A 14,980-nucleotide genomic window follows, 5' to 3' on the forward strand; every position below is an offset into this window, starting at 1 on the left:
CACCCCATGGCGGATGTAAGGCGTGACTACACTGATTCATACTGATTTCGTTAAGCTTCCATAAATTTCGGAACGTCTGTTGCAGAACGGTTTCACAACGTCGTGACGGGTCAAGCGAATCCGTCGCCGTGCTCAGCCAGAACGGCAACCGTCCAGTGACCAAGTCTCACGCGTTGCGCCGTCGATGGTCAATGCCGCGCCTGTCACGAAGCGTCCTTCGAGACCGGCAAGCCAGGCGACCATGCCGGCGATCTCGTCGGCCGTTCCGAAGCGAGGCATCGCCATCTTCTGGCGCTGATGCTCGGCGTGCGGGCCGGCTGCCGGATTCATGTCGGTATCGGTCGACCCCGGATGGACGACATTGGCGGTGATGCCGCGCGGACCGAGATCGCGGGCAAAGGCCTTTGGTCAGGCCAACCAAGGCAGCCTTGCTGGCCGAATAAGCGCTCGGCGCGTCGCGCTCGGCCCTTCTGGCGACGGTGGCCGGGGCAATGGCGGCTTGGATAGCGATGGCCGGCACCGGGGTGGCGGCGTGACGATCGAACCCGGCAGACAAGAACGACATTCAGATCACTGCAGAAACGGCTCCAGCCTGCCGTCAACGAAGCCAACGGCACGCTCCACCACACCCTTGTCGGCGAGAATGCGGCGGTGGCCGAGCCCGTCGGCCCAGTACAGCCGCACATGATCTCCGGCGCGCGCGTAGAGCCTTGCATGATCGGCGGACACTTCGCGGTCGTCCGGCGCGTGGATCACCAGCGTCGGCAGTAGCGTGCTTGCCAGCTGGCGATCACCGGTAAACTCTTGCAACGGCCGGCCGGCGATACGCTCGACCCGGTCGGCCATGGCGACCTGCGACCGCGAGCCGACATTCAGCATGCGACTGAAATCAGCAAAGATTGCCGGCAGGGAGCTCGGCGCAGCGATAAGCACCAGTCGCCCGGCCGCCAATCGCGGGATGTTCCTGATTGAACCGGCAACTGCATTGGCGGCAACGGCACCACCAAAGGAATGGCCGACGATCGCGGCAAACGGCCCAAACCATTCGCCGGCAACCCGTGCCGCATCGACCGCACTGACCAGGGTAAGCCGGCGGCCCTGCGACTGGCCGTGGCCCGGCAGGTCGAGCGAGACGACCTTATAGCCAGCATCGCGATAGGCCTCGATCAGCGTGCGCATGTATTCGGTGCGCGAACGCCAACCATGGATGACGAGCACGGTGCCGGCAGTGTCCCTGCCGGGCTCGGGCCGGAATTCATGCACCATGACGCAGCCGGTTCTGGTCTTTAGCCGGTGATGTCGTGCCTGGGTCATGAAATCGGCGGCGCGATCGATTGCGCGGCGCTCGCCTTCACTCAAGCTCTTCTCGTGCGGCGTGCGGCAGAACAGCTCGAATGCAGCGCGCCCGGTGAGTCGCGGTGCCACATGCTCAGTCACTCCGAACGTGCCGCGGATGACCTTCAGTCCAAATGATGCCATAGTGGCGATCCAATTCATTGGTTCAAGCATGAACATAATAGTTCAAACATGAACATTAAGCAAGACCTGCCCTGGGACAACCCGCGCTTTCGCAACTGGGTGGCGGTGGCGCGCGCATGCCACGTGCTGGAACGCACCCTGGCGGTGAAGCTGGCGCCGCTCGACCTGAAGCCGGCGCAGCTCGACGTGCTGATGAACCTCTACCGTCATCCCGGCATGTCGCAGCACGACCTCGCTCGCCGGCTGCTGGTCGGTCGCTCCAACATCACCATGCTTTTGCCGCAGCTGGAGACGCGCGGCCTGCTGCGCCGCGAGGGCGACGAGAAGGACAAGCGCGTGCTGCGGCTGACGTTGACCGAGGCCGGCGAGGCACTGCTGATGCAGGCGCTGAAGGTCCATATGGCGCTGATCGAGAAGGCGATGAGCCAGTCGACGCCGGAACAATGCGACATGATCGGCGAACAGATGCGTAGGGTTGCCGAGGTTTTGAAGACCGCCTGACAGCCCAGCGCTCCACCAACAAGTGCTTCACCACATCGATTTTTTCGCGCGCTCCGGCCATTCCTTGTCGTAGACTTCGCCGTCTATGTTCTTGCGGCTGGTGATTTCCAGGATTTGGCCGGGAGTCGGCAGCGATCTCGGGTCGACATGCCTTGCCGGATTCCACAACTCCGACCGGTGGATGGCGCGGGCGCACTGGAAATAGACCGCATCGACCTCGATGACCGTCACCGAGCGCGCCGGCTTGCCTTCGACTGCGAACGAGGCGCAGAGCGCGGTATCGATGGTGATGTGGGCGCGGCCATTGACGCGCAGCGTCGTGCCGGAACCCGGCACCAGGAACAGGAGCGCGACGCGCGGATCGCGAAGGATGTTCCTTAGCGAATCGGCACGGTTGTTGCCGCGCCGGTCCGGCATCATCACCGTTTTCGGATCGTGGATGCGGACGAAGCCGGCGAGATCGCCGCGCGGCGAGCAGTCCAGCCCTTCAGGCCCGCAGGTTGCGAGCACGGCGAACGGCGAAGCCTCGATGATAGCTGCGTATTCGGGAATCAGCTGATCGAGTTCTTTGACCACCGACGCCTCGCCAGGCAGGCCATAGAGCGTTTCGAGCTGTTCGACGCTGGTGATCATGGACATGTTTTCGTCTCCAAAGCTTTGCCGGCGCTACTCCAGATGCATGACGTTTTCACGACATCGTGCCCGCTTGCCGGTCATCAGGAAACGGGTGTCGAGGCAACGCGAAGAAGGGCAAACCGCTTTCACCTACACAATCGCACCGACGGATACGGAGACCGAAAATGGATAAACCGCTCGACCGGCGACGCACCGCCATGGAACTTATTGAAAACATGTTCAATGTTGAAATGCGTTTCCTGCAATCAGGGTCGGAAAGCCTCGATGTGCTTGCCAGCGCATTCCATGCCGAGATTGTGGTGCATGAGCCGCAGTCCCTGCCCTATGCCGGTGACTGGAATGGCCTCGACGGCGTTGGCGCTCTTTTCCGCAACATGCGGGAAATCTGGAGCGACGTGGCGGTGGAGGATCTTCAAACCGCCCAGAACGATAACGTGGTGTTCATGAGCTGCATGCTTTCGCTGACGTCGCGAGCCACTGGTGCAACAATCATACAGCCGTTTGCCGAAGTCTTGCGCTTCAAGGATGACCGACTGATCGAAGGCACGCCGTTTTACTATGACACCGGCGAGATACTGGCGATCCTGCGCTGAGCATACCGCGAAACCATTCAGCGGTCGCGGCTCAGCCCCTTCTCTTCCAGCTCGGCGAGATAGGCGGCCCAGCGTGCGTCCTTCTCATGACCCAGCGTATGCAGGTAGTTCCAGGTGAAGATACCGGTGTCGTGGAAATCGTCGAAGGTGATGCGCACGGCATAGTTGCCGACCGGCTCGATCTTCAGGATCGCCACATTGCGCTTGCCGGGAACGGTGACGCGCTGTTCGGGCGAATGGCCCTGCACCTCGGCCGATGGCGAGGCGACCCGCAGAAGCTCGGCCGGCAACTCGAACGGCTGACGGCCCGGAAAGGTCACGGAAAGCAGCTTGCGATCTTTCGAGACCCTGAGTTCCTTCGGCGCTGTCATGGTGGTGGATCCTGCGGAGAACCGCCCTTCCCTACGCCGCTTCGTATCGAGGGAAAAGGCCGCATCGAAAGTTCCGACATGATCTGTCGGCGTCGGAATGTTACCGAAGATCGCGAGCTGATATCTTGAATGGCAAGTTGGCTCGTATCACATAGCCATATATAACGAAGCCGTTCACGGCCACGGGAAGCGCATAAGCATGGATATGATCGATCCTTTCGGTCGCACGATCACCTACCTGCGCGTGTCGGTCACCGACCGCTGCGATTTCCGCTGCACTTATTGCATGGCCGAGGACATGACGTTCCTGCCCAAAAAGGACCTGCTGTCGCTGGAAGAGCTCGACCGGCTCTGCACGGTCTTCATCGAAAAGGGCGTGCGCAAGCTCCGCCTCACCGGCGGTGAGCCGCTGGTACGCAAGAACATCATGCATCTTGTGCGCCAGCTTTCCCGGCATCTCGAGAGCGGCGCGCTGGAAGAGCTGACGCTGACCACCAATGGATCGCAGCTTTCCCGCTTTGCCGCCGAGCTCGCCGACTGCGGCGTCAAACGCATTAACGTCTCGCTCGATACTCTCGACGCCGACAAATTTCGACAGATCACCCGCTGGGGCAATCTGGACAAGGTCATGGATGGCATCGACGCCGCGCAGGCGGCCGGGCTGAAGGTAAAGCTCAACGCTGTGGCGTTGAAGGACTTCAATGACGCCGAATTGCCGGACATGCTACGCTGGGCGCATGGCCGCGGCATGGATCTGACGGTCATCGAAACCATGCCGATGGGCGAGATCGATGCCGACCGCACCGATCAGTATTTGCCGCTGTCGCTGCTGCGTGCAGCACTCGAGCGCCAATTCACGCTGAGCGATATTCCCTACAAGACCGGTGGCCCGGCCCGCTACGTCCATGTCGCCGAGACCGGCGGGCGGCTGGGCTTCATCACGCCGATGACGCATAATTTCTGCGAAAGCTGCAACCGGGTCCGGCTGACCTGTACCGGCACCCTTTACATGTGCCTCGGCCAGGAAGATGCCGCAGACCTGCGCGCGCCACTGCGTGCGTCGGAAGGCAACGAGCTGGTCGCCGATGCCATCGACGACGCAATCGACCGCAAGCCCAAAGGCCATGACTTCATCATCGATCGCCGCACCAACCGTCCGTCGGTGTCGCGGCATATGAGCGTCACCGGCGGCTGATTTTTAGCCGATTTCGTGCAAGAACAATCGCCTTGGTATCAGCGCGAGGCAAGGCGTGCAGCGGTTTCTTGTAGTCCTGACGTTTTTCGGAGTGATGGCGGGGACCGTCGCAGTTGCCGCGTCATTTACCTATACGAACGAGCGCTTCGGTACCGTCTGCACCTTTCCGGATGAAATCTTCACTCTTCGCCAGCCTGAGCCGGATAATGGTGATGGACAACAGTGGCTCACTGCTGATGGCGCCAGCCTGATCTGTTCAGGCATTCTCAATGTCGATGATGACACCCCGACAGCCTTCGTCTCCGCCGAAAGGGCCAGCAAGGAACCTGGCTACAGGATCACCTACAGCAAGACCGGCAAGGACTGGGCGGTGCTGTCGGGCATCAAAGGCGGGAACATCTTCTACGAACGCCGCCTGTTCGGAAAAGACGGTGTCATCCGCACGGTCTGGATCGACTACCCGCGAGCCCTGAAATCGAAATACGACCCGCTCATCGATGCGATCGCCGGTAGCCTCAAGGGACCGTGAGCATCCGGCAACGTCAGAACTTATTCGCAGCCTATTGTTTTTGCTTGCGAGTCACGGTTGTTGGCGCGTGTAGTCGTATCGTACGGCAAGCCATTGTTTGCCGCTGCCATTGGCCTGGAGGAAGTGTTGCTCGGCCACTTCGTGATTGTCGCCGTCCCTGGAAATGATGAAATCGGAGGCCGTGAATCGCCCTTCGACCTCGGGCCCGAAGCCGACGAAACCAAGCGGCTCGAAAAGCAGTGAAATCTTGCCGTCCTCCTCGCCACCAAAACTCCAGGCGGGCATGATCCCTGCCGGGAAACGGGTGTCCATGGAGACATACTTCCAGCGGCCCTCCACCCGGTCATGGCTCAAATAGGCTATCCGCTGGAAGTCCGGGATTTTCGACCCGGGCGCCGGGCGCATCACCTCCTGCATGAAGGGGCCGATCATCGTACGTTCGGCCACCAGCCCGGTCATCACGATCGGCTGCGCACCGGGGGTTGGCCAGATCGTGTTGACGACGTTCCATTTCCCGATGCGGCGAGCGAGCTCATTCGCTTCGTGACCCGGCGTGGACATCCGTTCGACTGCCGACGCCGAAGCGCCGTTCTCGGCCAACGCAGGCGCTATCGCCATGAAGATGACCGCCAGTGCAGAAGAGAACCGGAAAGCCGACGAAACGTGCCGCCTGCTGCCTGTGCCAAGCCTGGCCGCATTGCCTCGTGCATTCGTCATGGACCACCTCCCCGGACAAGATCAGAGGCCTACAATGACCAATTTGGCGACTCTTGCCGAGCAAATTGATCTCGTCGAGAATTTTCCTCGAGCGGCAGTGTGATCGATTTGCTATCCGAACCGAACCTTTAAAAGGGCACCTTTCGGGGTCACACCCAGAAAAGGTCTTGTCCGCAAACGGTCACCGGATTTACCGCAAGCCCATTCGAGCCTAACCTCTGCTCTGGAGCGGTTCTTCGCCCAGTGGGGGAATACGATATGCGCAAACTCATTCTTTCTCTTGCATTGCTCAGCCTCGCGGCCCTGCCCGCGGCGGCCCAGTCGATCGGCGGCACCTATGCCGTGGCCGGCACCAATTTCGATGGATCGTCCTATGGTGGCAACGCGACGATCACGCTGACCAGCGAGACGACCTGCACGATCCATTGGGAGACGGGCGGCTCGTCCTCGGACGGCATCTGCATGCGCAACGACGATGCCTTCTCCGCCGGTTATGTCATGGGCAAGGCGGTCGGTCTTGTCGTCTACAAGGTGCAGGACGACGGCTCGCTGCGTGGCCTGTGGACGATTGCCGGTAAGGAAGGCAACGGCACCGAGGTACTGACGTCCAAATAAGCCCTGCCGCTCTTGCGCGACAGATGTTACGGGCCATAGAAAGGCTGTGGCCCAGCCCCTTGACGTTGCTGTTTTGCGGGTGCCTGCTAGACGCTTGCTGCAGGAGTCACCCGGTAATCTGCCTTGCCTCTTTCGCCAAACCTGCGCGGCGCGTTGTTCATGATGGTGGCCATGGCTGGTTTCACCCTCAACGACGCTATCACGAAATTCTCGTCGCAATCGATGAACATGGCGCAGGTCATGCTGATCCGCGGCGCCTTCGCTTCGCTTTTCGTTGGCCTGCTTGCGTGGCAACGCGGCGCGCTTGCCCGGCCAGGCTCGATGCTGCAGCCAACCGTTGCGCTGCGCGTTGCCAGCGAGGCCGGCGCCACGGTGTCGTTCCTGGTTGCTCTGGCGCATCTTCCGATCGCCAATGTCTCCGCCGTGCTGCAGGCGCTGCCGCTGGCGGTGACGATGGGCGCAGCGCTTGTGTTCAACGAGGGCGTCGGCTGGCGGCGCTGGCTGGCTATTGCCGTCGGTTTTGCCGGCGTGCTGATCATCGTGCGGCCGGGCTTCGAAGGGTTCAGCGTCTTTTCTCTGCTGGCGCTGGCCAGCGTGGCATGCTGTGCGGTGCGCGATCTCGCCACCAAGCGGATACCGCAGGCAATTCCGACATTGCTGGTGTCGAGCGCCACCGCCCTTGCCATGACGTTTCTGGGCGCGGCATTGCTTTCACCGATGGGCGGTTGGACACCGATGACAGGACAAAGCACGGCGTTTCTGGCGCTGGCGGCAGTGCTCGTGCTCATCGGCTACCACTTCATCATCACGGCGATGCGGGTGGGCGATATCTCCTTCATCGCGCCGTTCCGCTACACCGCCCTGCTCTGGTCGATCCTGCTTGGCTTCACGATCTTCGGCGATGTCCCGGATCTGCCGATGATCATCGGTGCCACGATCATCATCGCCTCAGGCCTCTATGCACTCTATCGCGAACGGATCGTCGGCCGGCGAAAAACAGCCGCCGAAAGCATTGGACCGGACATGGCGCCGGACGGCATATAGGGTGACTGTCGACGACTGTCCGATTTGAAAACGGGATTTTGGTCATTGGGTCTAGGCAGCAAACGATGGGCCGACATATCGCAGGGATCATTCTGGCCGGCGGCCGCTCGAGCCGGATGGGTGGCGGCGACAAGACCCTGCTTGCGCTTGGCGACGGCACCCTGCTCGACCGTGTCGTTTCGCGCCTTGGCCCGCAGGTCGGCCCGCTTGCGCTAAACGCCAATGGCGATCCGACACGGTTTGCCGCGACGGGGCTTCCGGTGCTTGCCGACACCGTCAAAGGTTATGCCGGGCCGCTTGCCGGGATACTGACCGGCCTCGAATGGGCTTCCGACACGGCCTGCCAGGCGCTGGTCACGGCTGCCGGCGATACGCCTTTCCTGCCCAAGGACATGGTCGAGCGGCTGCTCGCGGCAGCCTGTGCGCGCCCGGGCTCTATCGCGGTCTCCTGTTCCGGCGGAAAACGGCATCCGACCTTTGCACTGTGGCCGCTAGGGTTAGATCAGGCCTTGCGACAATTTCTCGTCGAGGAAGACAACCGGCGCGTTGCGGCGTTCATCGACCGGCACGGTTTTGTCGAGGTGGAATTTCCCATCCTGAAATCCGGCGGAGCCGAGATCGATCCGTTCTTCAACATCAACACTCCCGACGACCTTGCCCAGGCCGCGCATCTGTTGCAGAGCATCGAGCGATGAAAAGACGTATCTTTGGCATTACCGGCTGGAAGAACTCCGGCAAGACGACGTTGACCGAAAAGCTGGTGGCCGAGCTCGTCCGGCGCGGCTGGAAAGTGTCGACGGTAAAACACGCCCATCATGATTTCGACATCGACAAACCCGGAGCGGACAGCTTTCGCCACCGGCAGGCGGGAGCGATGGAGGTCGCGGTCGTGTCGGGCAGGCGCTGGGCGCTGATGCACGAATTGCGCGACGAGGACGAGCCGACGCTGGACGCGATCCTGTCACGGCTGGCACCCTCCGATATCGTGCTGGTCGAGGGTTACAAGCGCGAGGCGCACAAGAAAATCGAGACGCGACGGCTCGAGGCCAAGGACCGGACACCGCTCTCTGCAGCCGATCCACACATTGTCGCCATCGCCTCCGACTTCCACATTGTCGGCGAAGACCTGCCGGCCTTCGATCTCGACGACACGAATTCGATAGCTGACTTCATCGAGCGCGCCACCGGCCTGACGCGCTGAGATCGCGGCCGCAGGGGGTTCCGGCCACTTTCTCTCCATTTAGGCGTTTGACCCAGCGTCACCGTTTTCTGAACATGACCTTCCCTCAAGCGACGGTTTTTGCAGTTGCTTTTTCTTGGGAAACAATGGGAGTATCGCGCCAGCGGGCGGTCAAAAGCACCGCCCACAGAGCCGTTCGGGAACGACGGCCGGGACCAACAGAGAGGACCATTATGCGTATTGCACTGCGTATCGCGCTCGCCGCTTCGGCTGCGCTGCTGACGCTTGGCGTTGCCCAGGCCCAGGAAAAAACCTTGAGGATCGGCACCGAGGGAGCGTATCCGCCATTCAACAATCTCACCGCCGACGGCCAACTCGTGGGCTTTGATATCGACATCGCCAAGGCGCTGTGCGACGAGATGAAGGTGAAGTGCACCTTCGTCGCGCAGGACTGGGACGGCATCATTCCAGCCCTTCAGGCAGGCAAGTTCGACGCCATCGTCGCGTCGATGTCGATCACGCCGGAACGCGCCGAGAAGGTCGACTTCACCCACAAATATTACAATACGCCGCCGGCGATCGCCGCGCCCAAGGACACCGACATCAAGGGTGTCACCAAGGAAGATTTGGCCGGCAAGACGATCGGCGTGCAGGCGTCCACCACGCATTTCAACTATTCGACCAAGACTTATACCGAAAGCACCGTCAAGCCGTACCCGACCGCACAGGAATACCAGCTCGATCTGGCCAATGGTCGGCTCGATGCCGCCAATGACGACGTCGTCGTGCTGCAGCAATGGCTGGATTCGCCGGACGGCGCCTGCTGCAAGCTGGTCGGCACAATCAAGCCGGTTATCGAAATCCACGGTCCGGGCGCCGGCATTGCCGTGCGCAAGGGCGAGACCGACCTCGTCAACAAGTTCAATGCGGCGATCGACGCCATCCGCGCAAACGGAAAGTACAAGGAAATCAACGACAAATACTTCAAATATGATGTTTATGGCGGCGAGTCCTGATCGACCGACATAGGAAGACGTGAACGGCGGGAGATTCCCGCCGTTCTTATAAGGTTGCCGCGCACCAGGGGTGATGCGGTACGGGTCTCACAGCCTAAAGGAGAACAGGCAGGCGGATGCAGAGCGCACTGACGCTTCTCAGTTGGGGACCCGAAGGCTGGCTCGACGATATCGCTGCGGGTGTATTTGTTACGGTATGTCTTGCGCTGGCCACTCTGCCCTTCGGGCTGACGCTCGGCTTTTTCGTGGCGCTGGCCAAACAGTCGGAAGAGCCGTCGCTGAGACTGGCCGGGAACATCTACACCACGATTTTTCGCGGAATACCCGAGCTGCTCACGCTGTTTCTGATCTTCTTCGGCATCCCATTGATCCTGCAGTACTTTGTCCGGCTGGTGAGCCCCGGAACGTCCGCCGACGTCAACAGCTTCGTCGCCGGTATGATCGCGCTGTGCTTCATTTTTTCCTCTTATTCCAGCGAGGTGTTTTTATCCGCGTTCCGCGCCATTCCAAAAGGGCAATATGAGGGAGGCTATTCGGTTGGCCTGTCCAGCGGCCAGACGATGCGGCTGATCGTGCTGCCGCAGTTGATCCGCATCGCGTTGCCCGGACTTGCCAATCTCTGGCTTATCCTGCTCAAGGACACCGCCCTCGTCTCGGCCGTCGGCCTCAACGAGATCCTCCGCCAGAGCGGGGTTGCCGCTCGCGTCACCAAGCACGCGTTCCTGTTTTACGGTTTTGCCGGCCTGATCTATCTCCTGCTGGCGATCGTCTCCTCCTTCGGCATCAACGCGATCGAACGAGCGGTCGGCGGCAGCGAGGTCAAGAGATGAGCCTTGCCACCGACGCGCTGAAGGTCGACCGGCCGCCGCCGCCCGCACGCGGCTGGTCGCGCCAACGCATCCTCGGCCATGTCCTGGTCGGCCTGTGGATCGCTCTCGGCATTGGCATGGTCGTCTACCTAGTCGCTGCGTGGAACCCGGAGTTCTTCCAGAAATATGCACCCGGTTACATATCCGGCCTCGGCATCACCCTGTTGCTGGTTGCCATCTCGATTGTGCTTGGCGCGATCCTGTCGGTACCGATCGCCTATGCACGCATGTCGAAGAACCCGATCCTTTCGGGGTTCGCCTATGCCTATGTCTATTTCTTTCGCGGCACGCCGCTGTTGGCGCAGACCTTCCTGGTCTACTACGGGGTCGGCTCCTTCCGGCCGGAGCTCGAGATGGTCGGACTATGGGGCTTCTTCCGCGAAGCGTTCAACTGCGCGATCTTCGCCTTTTCGCTGAATACGGCCGCGTACCAGGCCGAGATCTTGCGTGGCGCGATTGAGAGCGTGCCGAGGGGCCAATGGGAAGGTGCCGCCTCGCTCGGCCTGCATAAACTACAGACGATGTGGAAAATCATCCTGCCACAGGCGCTGATTGTGGCGCTGCGCCCCTATGGCAACGAGATCATCCTGATGATCAAGGGCTCGGCAATCGTCGCCATCATCACGGTCTACGATTTGATGGGGATCACCCGGCTCACCTATGCGCGCACCTTCGACTTTCAGTCGTATATCTGGGCGGCGATCATCTATCTGGTCATCGTTGAAACACTGCGCCACGGTGTCGAGTGGATCGAACGGCGCATCACCATCCATCTGCACCGCTGACTCCCATCGCCTTGCCTGATCCGGTAAGAAGACCGCAAAGCAGGCTTCTAAGGGATTCGAAAACATGGCTTCGGTGGCATTTCTCGGGCTTGGCGTCATGGGCTATCCGATGGCCGGGCATCTCAAGAACAAGGGTGGTCACGACGTCACCGTCTACAACCGCACCAGGGCGAAGGCCGAGCAGTGGGTTGCCCAGTATGGCGGCAGCCTCGCCGCGACGCCAGCTGAGGCGGCCGAGGGCAAGGACTTCGTCTTTTCCTGCGTCGGCAATGACGACGACCTGCGCTCGGTGACGACCGGCGCCGGAGGCGCCTTCAATTCCATGATGAAAGGCGCCATCTTCATCGACAACACCACCGCATCGGCCGAGGTCGCGCGCGAACTGGCGCAGCAGGCGCAAGCGCTCGGCTGTTCGTTCCTCGACGCCCCGGTCTCCGGCGGTCAGGCAGGCGCCGAGAACGGCATGCTGACCGTGATGGTCGGCGGCGAGCCCGACGCCTTCGACAGGGCGAAGCCTGTCATAGATGCTTATGCCCGCATGGTCGGATTGATGGGACCGGCCGGGGCTGGCCAGCTCACCAAGATGATCAACCAAATCTGCATCGCCGGCCTCGTTCAGGGCCTGGCCGAGGGCATTCATTTCGGCAAGAAGGCTGGGCTCGACATCGAAAAGGTCATAGAGGTGATTTCCAAGGGTGCGGCCGGTTCCTGGCAGATGGAGAACCGGCACAAGACGATGAATGCCGGCAAATATGATTTCGGCTTCGCCGTCGACTGGATGCGCAAGGATCTTGGCATCTGCCTCGCCGAGGCCGACCGCAACGGCGCCAAACTGCCGGTGACGGCACTCGTCGACCAGTTCTACAAGGACGTGCAGGCGATGGGCGGCAAGCGCTGGGACACGTCCTCGCTGCTGGCGCGGCTGGAGAAATAGGATTTCGCCGTGGCCGAGCTTTCGCCTCAATCCAGCGCCGATGAAATTGTCGCTCATCTGCGCTCGATCGCCTCGGAGGAAAATCGACTTGGCATGCTGCGCTACGGCATCAAGATCGAACGTGCGCTCGGTATCTCGCATGGCGTGCAGCGGCAGATTGCCAAGAAAATCAAGCGCAACCATGAGCGTGCCTTTGAGCTTTGGCAGACAGGCATCATGGAGGCGCAGTTCATCGCTTCCGTGACAGCCGATCCGGAGCGGTTCTCCGCCGCGGATGCAAGACGATGGGCGGCGACTTTCGATTCGTGGGATATCGTCGACGGGGTCTCCGATCTCTTTGTCGATACGGATTGCTGGAAGGAATTGATCGCCGAATTCGCGGTCGACGAACGGGAATTTGTTCGACGCACGGCTTTTGCGATGATGGCCTGGTCGGTGGTCCACCGGAAGAAGGAACCCGAGACGACCTTCCTCGAATTCCTGCCGATCATCGAAGCGCATGCGACCGACGGCCGCAATTTTGTGAAGAAGGCCGTGAACTGGGCGCTTCGTTCGATCGGCAAGCGATCGATGAATTTGCACGGCCCTGCCCTTGCCGTGGCGCTAAAACTGGCGGCCTCGACAGACAGGACTGCTCGCTGGATCGGCAAGGATGCCGTGAAGGAACTTTCCGATGCCAAGACGCTCGAACGGCTCGCCGCCAGAAAAGCTTGACCTGAGCGACGTGCGCTTCACGGAGGTGACGCAATCGACGCGCGCCGATTTCGAAAACCTGTTCGAGCAACCCGGCGGGCCGAAATACTGCTGGTGTATGGCTTGGCGCAATCTCGACCACCGCGAGCATGTCGAGAACGACGAGAAGAAACGCGCGATGATGGCGCTGATCGACGCCGGCACGCCGGTCGGCATTGTCGCCCAGTTCGATGGCCGGACCGTCGGCTGGTGCTCGGTCGCGCCGCGCGAGACCTACCGCAAGTTGTCACGGCAGCAGGACGACCGCGAGGCCGGGATCTGGTCGATCGTCTGCTTCTTTGTGCCGAGAGCGTTGCGCGGTGGCGGGCTGGCAAGCGCATTGCTTGATGCAGCCATCGATCACGCCTTTGCCAAAGGTGCCACGACGATCGAGGCTTATCCGGTCGACCAGGCATCGCCGAGCTACAGCTTCATGGGTTTTCGCGACATGTTCGTCGCCCGCGGCTTTCGCGAGATCGGCATGACCGGCTCGCGCCGGCATGTCATGCGGCTTGAACGTTGACCTTGGCGACAGCGGCAGCTTTACTTGCTGGCATAGGCCGCAGATCAAGGCTCAGCAGTGGAGCAGGAATGAAAAACCGTCTCAAGTCAGGCGCGACGCTTGCAGCCGCAGTGTTCGCCTCTGTTGTCGCAGGCCACGCTCGCGCCGGGACGATGCATATTTTCTGGAAGGATCTGCGCCCGGCAAGCCAGGCAGCCGCCGAAAGCGTCGGGCTGCCGATGATCGCGGCCAAAATGCCGGATCATGGCGAAACGCTGTCACTCAACTTGCAGGACAAGACCGTACAACTCGCGGGCTATGCACTGCCGGTCGATCGCGACGGTGATCTCGTCTACCAATTCCTGCTGGTGCCCTGGACGGGGGCCTGCAGCCATATGCCGACGCCGCCGCCCAACCAGATCGTCCTCGTTACGCCTGCCCAACCCTACCGGATGTCTGAGGCCTACCAGCCGGTTTCGGTGACCGGCGTCTTGCAGCCGGGCATGGAGAAGAGTCAGCTTTTTATCCTTGACGGTGTAAGTGTCATCCAGTCGGGCTACACTGTGCGCAAGGCCGAGGTGGTCGACGTCGGCACCGTGCCGGACACGATCACGCTGCCGGTCAACTCGCCCTGGACTTTCCTCAACAAAAAGAAAAACTAAGCAAAAGAATCTCAGGCGGCGTTGGCGCCGGACTCCTTGTCGAGCACCATGTAATCCAGCGGCATCTCGGTCGTGTATTTGATCTGCTCCATGGCGAAGGAAGACGACACGTCGCGGATCTCGATCTTGGCGATCAGCCGCTTGTAGAAGGCGTCGTAGGCGGCGATATCGGGCACCACGACGCGCAAGAGATAGTCGACGTCGCCGCTCATGCGGTAGAATTCCACCACTTCCGGGAATTCCTGGATGACCTCCGAAAAGCGCCGCAGCCATTCATGGCTGTGCGAATTGGTGCGGATCGAGACGAACACCGTCACCCGCACATTGACCTTTTCATGATCGAGGATGGCAACGCGCCGCTTGATGACCCCCTCTTCTTCGAGCTTCTGGATGCGCCGCCAGCACGGCGTCGTCGATAGGCCGACCTTCTTGGCGACGTCGGCGACTGCAAGCGTCGCATCCTCCTGAAGGAGGCGGAGAATTTTTCTATCGAGGCGGTCCATTGGGTGCTCCCCTGACGCAAATCGTCAAAATGCGCGGCTTTGGCACAACGAGATGCATGAAAACAAGAATTTAACGCGCGTCCCGTCATGCGACGCGCTTCGAGGAATAGATTACCA

The 14,980-nt window shown here is 60.9% G+C and carries 20 protein-coding genes and 2 pseudogenes; 16 read left to right on the forward strand and 6 right to left on the reverse strand.

The window, feature by feature from the left end:
* Positions 1 to 132 precede the first annotated feature (132 nt).
* Both NMG46_RS08550 and NMG46_RS08555 read right to left on the reverse strand, forming a co-directional pair.
* Positions 133 to 442: pseudogene (locus NMG46_RS08550) on the reverse strand (SDR family oxidoreductase); the annotation flags it as partial.
* Between the two features lie 128 nt (positions 443 to 570).
* Positions 571 to 1,479, reverse strand: coding sequence for an alpha/beta hydrolase (locus NMG46_RS08555; protein ID WP_254817242.1), 909 nt, complete (start codon positions 1,477 to 1,479; stop codon positions 571 to 573).
* A 48-nt stretch (positions 1,480 to 1,527) separates the two neighbouring features.
* Between NMG46_RS08555 and NMG46_RS08560 the strand changes: the two genes are divergently transcribed.
* Positions 1,528 to 1,980 (forward strand): MarR family winged helix-turn-helix transcriptional regulator, encoded by a 453-nt coding sequence (locus tag NMG46_RS08560; protein WP_254817243.1) that lies wholly within the window; start codon positions 1,528 to 1,530, stop codon positions 1,978 to 1,980.
* A gap of 27 nt (positions 1,981 to 2,007) precedes the next feature.
* On the opposite strand, the gene NMG46_RS08565 is transcribed toward NMG46_RS08560, so the two are convergent.
* On the reverse strand, positions 2,008 to 2,619 hold the full coding sequence (locus tag NMG46_RS08565) for a pyridoxamine 5'-phosphate oxidase family protein (protein ID WP_254817244.1): 612 nt from the start codon (positions 2,617 to 2,619) through the stop codon (positions 2,008 to 2,010).
* Between the two features lie 161 nt (positions 2,620 to 2,780).
* On the opposite strand from NMG46_RS08565, the gene NMG46_RS08570 reads away from it, so the two are divergent.
* Entirely contained in the window at positions 2,781 to 3,209 is a 429-nt protein-coding gene (locus tag NMG46_RS08570; RefSeq protein WP_254817245.1) for a nuclear transport factor 2 family protein, read from the forward strand.
* A 17-nt stretch (positions 3,210 to 3,226) separates the two neighbouring features.
* On the opposite strand, the gene NMG46_RS08575 is transcribed toward NMG46_RS08570, so the two are convergent.
* Positions 3,227 to 3,580, reverse strand: a complete 354-nt coding sequence (locus NMG46_RS08575; protein ID WP_254817246.1) for a gamma-butyrobetaine hydroxylase-like domain-containing protein — start codon at positions 3,578 to 3,580, stop codon at positions 3,227 to 3,229.
* Between the two features lie 199 nt (positions 3,581 to 3,779).
* Here NMG46_RS08575 and moaA point away from each other — a divergent pair, with 199 nt between their 5' ends.
* Together moaA and NMG46_RS08585 are read left to right on the forward strand one after the other, a co-directional pair.
* A complete protein-coding gene (gene moaA, locus NMG46_RS08580; RefSeq protein WP_254817247.1) occupies positions 3,780 to 4,775 on the forward strand; it encodes a GTP 3',8-cyclase MoaA in 996 nt (331 codons plus the stop codon).
* Positions 4,776 to 4,830: 55 nt separating this feature from the next.
* Positions 4,831 to 5,304 carry a hypothetical protein gene (locus NMG46_RS08585; RefSeq protein WP_254817248.1) on the forward strand — a complete coding sequence of 158 codons (474 nt, stop codon included), beginning with the start codon at positions 4,831 to 4,833 and terminating at the stop codon, positions 5,302 to 5,304.
* A 51-nt stretch (positions 5,305 to 5,355) separates the two neighbouring features.
* Here NMG46_RS08585 and NMG46_RS08590 read toward each other — a convergent pair whose 3' ends face one another.
* Positions 5,356 to 5,922: a DUF1579 domain-containing protein gene (locus NMG46_RS08590; RefSeq protein ID WP_254817249.1), complete on the reverse strand. Its 567-nt coding sequence runs from the start codon at positions 5,920 to 5,922 to the stop codon at positions 5,356 to 5,358.
* Between NMG46_RS08590 and NMG46_RS08595 the strand changes: the two genes are divergently transcribed.
* The 12 genes and pseudogenes from NMG46_RS08595 (at position 5,921) to NMG46_RS08650 (ending at position 14,360) form a co-directional block, all read left to right on the forward strand.
* On the forward strand, positions 5,921 to 6,124 hold the full coding sequence (locus tag NMG46_RS08595; protein WP_254817250.1) for a hypothetical protein: 204 nt from the start codon (positions 5,921 to 5,923) through the stop codon (positions 6,122 to 6,124). The genes NMG46_RS08590 and NMG46_RS08595 overlap by 2 nt on opposite strands.
* Positions 6,125 to 6,279: 155 nt before the next feature.
* Positions 6,280 to 6,636, forward strand: a complete 357-nt coding sequence (locus NMG46_RS08600) for a hypothetical protein (RefSeq protein WP_254817251.1) — start codon at positions 6,280 to 6,282, stop codon at positions 6,634 to 6,636.
* A gap of 123 nt (positions 6,637 to 6,759) precedes the next feature.
* Positions 6,760 to 7,680, forward strand: coding sequence for a DMT family transporter (locus NMG46_RS08605; RefSeq protein ID WP_254817252.1), 921 nt, complete (start codon positions 6,760 to 6,762; stop codon positions 7,678 to 7,680).
* Between the two features lie 65 nt (positions 7,681 to 7,745).
* Positions 7,746 to 8,375, forward strand: a complete 630-nt coding sequence (gene mobA, locus NMG46_RS08610) for a molybdenum cofactor guanylyltransferase MobA (protein ID WP_254817253.1) — start codon at positions 7,746 to 7,748, stop codon at positions 8,373 to 8,375.
* Entirely contained in the window at positions 8,372 to 8,881 is a 510-nt protein-coding gene (mobB, locus tag NMG46_RS08615; RefSeq protein WP_254817254.1) for a molybdopterin-guanine dinucleotide biosynthesis protein B, read from the forward strand. Before mobA ends, mobB begins: the two co-directional genes overlap by 4 nt.
* Before the next feature lie 212 nt (positions 8,882 to 9,093).
* Positions 9,094 to 9,876, forward strand: a complete 783-nt coding sequence (locus NMG46_RS08620) for an ABC transporter substrate-binding protein (RefSeq protein WP_254817255.1) — start codon at positions 9,094 to 9,096, stop codon at positions 9,874 to 9,876.
* A 116-nt stretch (positions 9,877 to 9,992) separates the two neighbouring features.
* Positions 9,993 to 10,706, forward strand: coding sequence for an ABC transporter permease (locus NMG46_RS08625; protein ID WP_254817256.1), 714 nt, complete (start codon positions 9,993 to 9,995; stop codon positions 10,704 to 10,706).
* Positions 10,703 to 11,530 (forward strand): ABC transporter permease, encoded by an 828-nt coding sequence (locus NMG46_RS08630; RefSeq protein ID WP_254817257.1) that lies wholly within the window; start codon positions 10,703 to 10,705, stop codon positions 11,528 to 11,530. Before NMG46_RS08625 ends, NMG46_RS08630 begins: the two co-directional genes overlap by 4 nt.
* A 58-nt stretch (positions 11,531 to 11,588) precedes the next feature.
* A pseudogene (locus NMG46_RS08635) lies at positions 11,589 to 12,464 on the forward strand (NAD(P)-dependent oxidoreductase); the annotation flags it as partial.
* A 9-nt stretch (positions 12,465 to 12,473) separates the two neighbouring features.
* Positions 12,474 to 13,178 carry a DNA alkylation repair protein gene (locus NMG46_RS08640; protein WP_254817259.1) on the forward strand — a complete coding sequence of 235 codons (705 nt, stop codon included), beginning with the start codon at positions 12,474 to 12,476 and terminating at the stop codon, positions 13,176 to 13,178.
* On the forward strand, positions 13,138 to 13,719 hold the full coding sequence (locus tag NMG46_RS08645) for a GNAT family N-acetyltransferase (protein ID WP_254817260.1): 582 nt from the start codon (positions 13,138 to 13,140) through the stop codon (positions 13,717 to 13,719). Before NMG46_RS08640 ends, NMG46_RS08645 begins: the two co-directional genes overlap by 41 nt.
* A gap of 68 nt (positions 13,720 to 13,787) precedes the next feature.
* A complete protein-coding gene (locus tag NMG46_RS08650; protein ID WP_254817261.1) occupies positions 13,788 to 14,360 on the forward strand; it encodes a DUF3299 domain-containing protein in 573 nt (190 codons plus the stop codon).
* Between the two features lie 11 nt (positions 14,361 to 14,371).
* Here the strand turns inward: NMG46_RS08650 and NMG46_RS08655 are convergent, their stop codons facing one another.
* Positions 14,372 to 14,863 carry an Lrp/AsnC family transcriptional regulator gene (locus NMG46_RS08655; protein ID WP_006333679.1) on the reverse strand — a complete coding sequence of 164 codons (492 nt, stop codon included), beginning with the start codon at positions 14,861 to 14,863 and terminating at the stop codon, positions 14,372 to 14,374.
* Positions 14,864 to 14,980: the final 117 nt, after the last annotated feature.

The sequence above is a fragment of the Mesorhizobium sp. LMG 17147 genome, assembly GCF_024297145.1.
Classification (GTDB): domain Bacteria; phylum Pseudomonadota; class Alphaproteobacteria; order Rhizobiales; family Rhizobiaceae; genus Mesorhizobium.

Bases quoted from the DNA above. Each gene is read 5' to 3' on its own strand.
- NMG46_RS08625 (WP_254817256.1), top strand. From the start codon at position 9,993: ATGCAGAGCGCACTGACGCTTCTCAGTTGGGGACCCGAAGGCTGGCTC.
- NMG46_RS08600 (WP_254817251.1), top strand. From the start codon at position 6,280: ATGCGCAAACTCATTCTTTCTCTTGCATTGCTCAGCCTCGCGGCCCTG.
- NMG46_RS08560 (WP_254817243.1), top strand. From the start codon at position 1,528: ATGAACATTAAGCAAGACCTGCCCTGGGACAACCCGCGCTTTCGCAAC.
- NMG46_RS08645 (WP_254817260.1), top strand. From the start codon at position 13,138: ATGCCAAGACGCTCGAACGGCTCGCCGCCAGAAAAGCTTGACCTGAGC.
- mobA (WP_254817253.1), top strand. From the start codon at position 7,746: ATGGGCCGACATATCGCAGGGATCATTCTGGCCGGCGGCCGCTCGAGC.
- NMG46_RS08570 (WP_254817245.1), top strand. From the start codon at position 2,781: ATGGATAAACCGCTCGACCGGCGACGCACCGCCATGGAACTTATTGAA.
- NMG46_RS08655 (WP_006333679.1), bottom strand. From the start codon at position 14,863: ATGGACCGCCTCGATAGAAAAATTCTCCGCCTCCTTCAGGAGGATGCG.
- NMG46_RS08590 (WP_254817249.1), bottom strand. From the start codon at position 5,922: ATGGCGATAGCGCCTGCGTTGGCCGAGAACGGCGCTTCGGCGTCGGCA.
- NMG46_RS08575 (WP_254817246.1), bottom strand. From the start codon at position 3,580: ATGACAGCGCCGAAGGAACTCAGGGTCTCGAAAGATCGCAAGCTGCTT.
- moaA (WP_254817247.1), top strand. From the start codon at position 3,780: ATGGATATGATCGATCCTTTCGGTCGCACGATCACCTACCTGCGCGTG.
- mobB (WP_254817254.1), top strand. From the start codon at position 8,372: ATGAAAAGACGTATCTTTGGCATTACCGGCTGGAAGAACTCCGGCAAG.
- NMG46_RS08595 (WP_254817250.1), top strand. From the start codon at position 5,921: ATGAAGATGACCGCCAGTGCAGAAGAGAACCGGAAAGCCGACGAAACG.
- NMG46_RS08555 (WP_254817242.1), bottom strand. From the start codon at position 1,479: ATGGCATCATTTGGACTGAAGGTCATCCGCGGCACGTTCGGAGTGACT.
- NMG46_RS08565 (WP_254817244.1), bottom strand. From the start codon at position 2,619: ATGTCCATGATCACCAGCGTCGAACAGCTCGAAACGCTCTATGGCCTG.
- NMG46_RS08620 (WP_254817255.1), top strand. From the start codon at position 9,094: ATGCGTATTGCACTGCGTATCGCGCTCGCCGCTTCGGCTGCGCTGCTG.
- NMG46_RS08630 (WP_254817257.1), top strand. From the start codon at position 10,703: ATGAGCCTTGCCACCGACGCGCTGAAGGTCGACCGGCCGCCGCCGCCC.
- NMG46_RS08650 (WP_254817261.1), top strand. From the start codon at position 13,788: ATGAAAAACCGTCTCAAGTCAGGCGCGACGCTTGCAGCCGCAGTGTTC.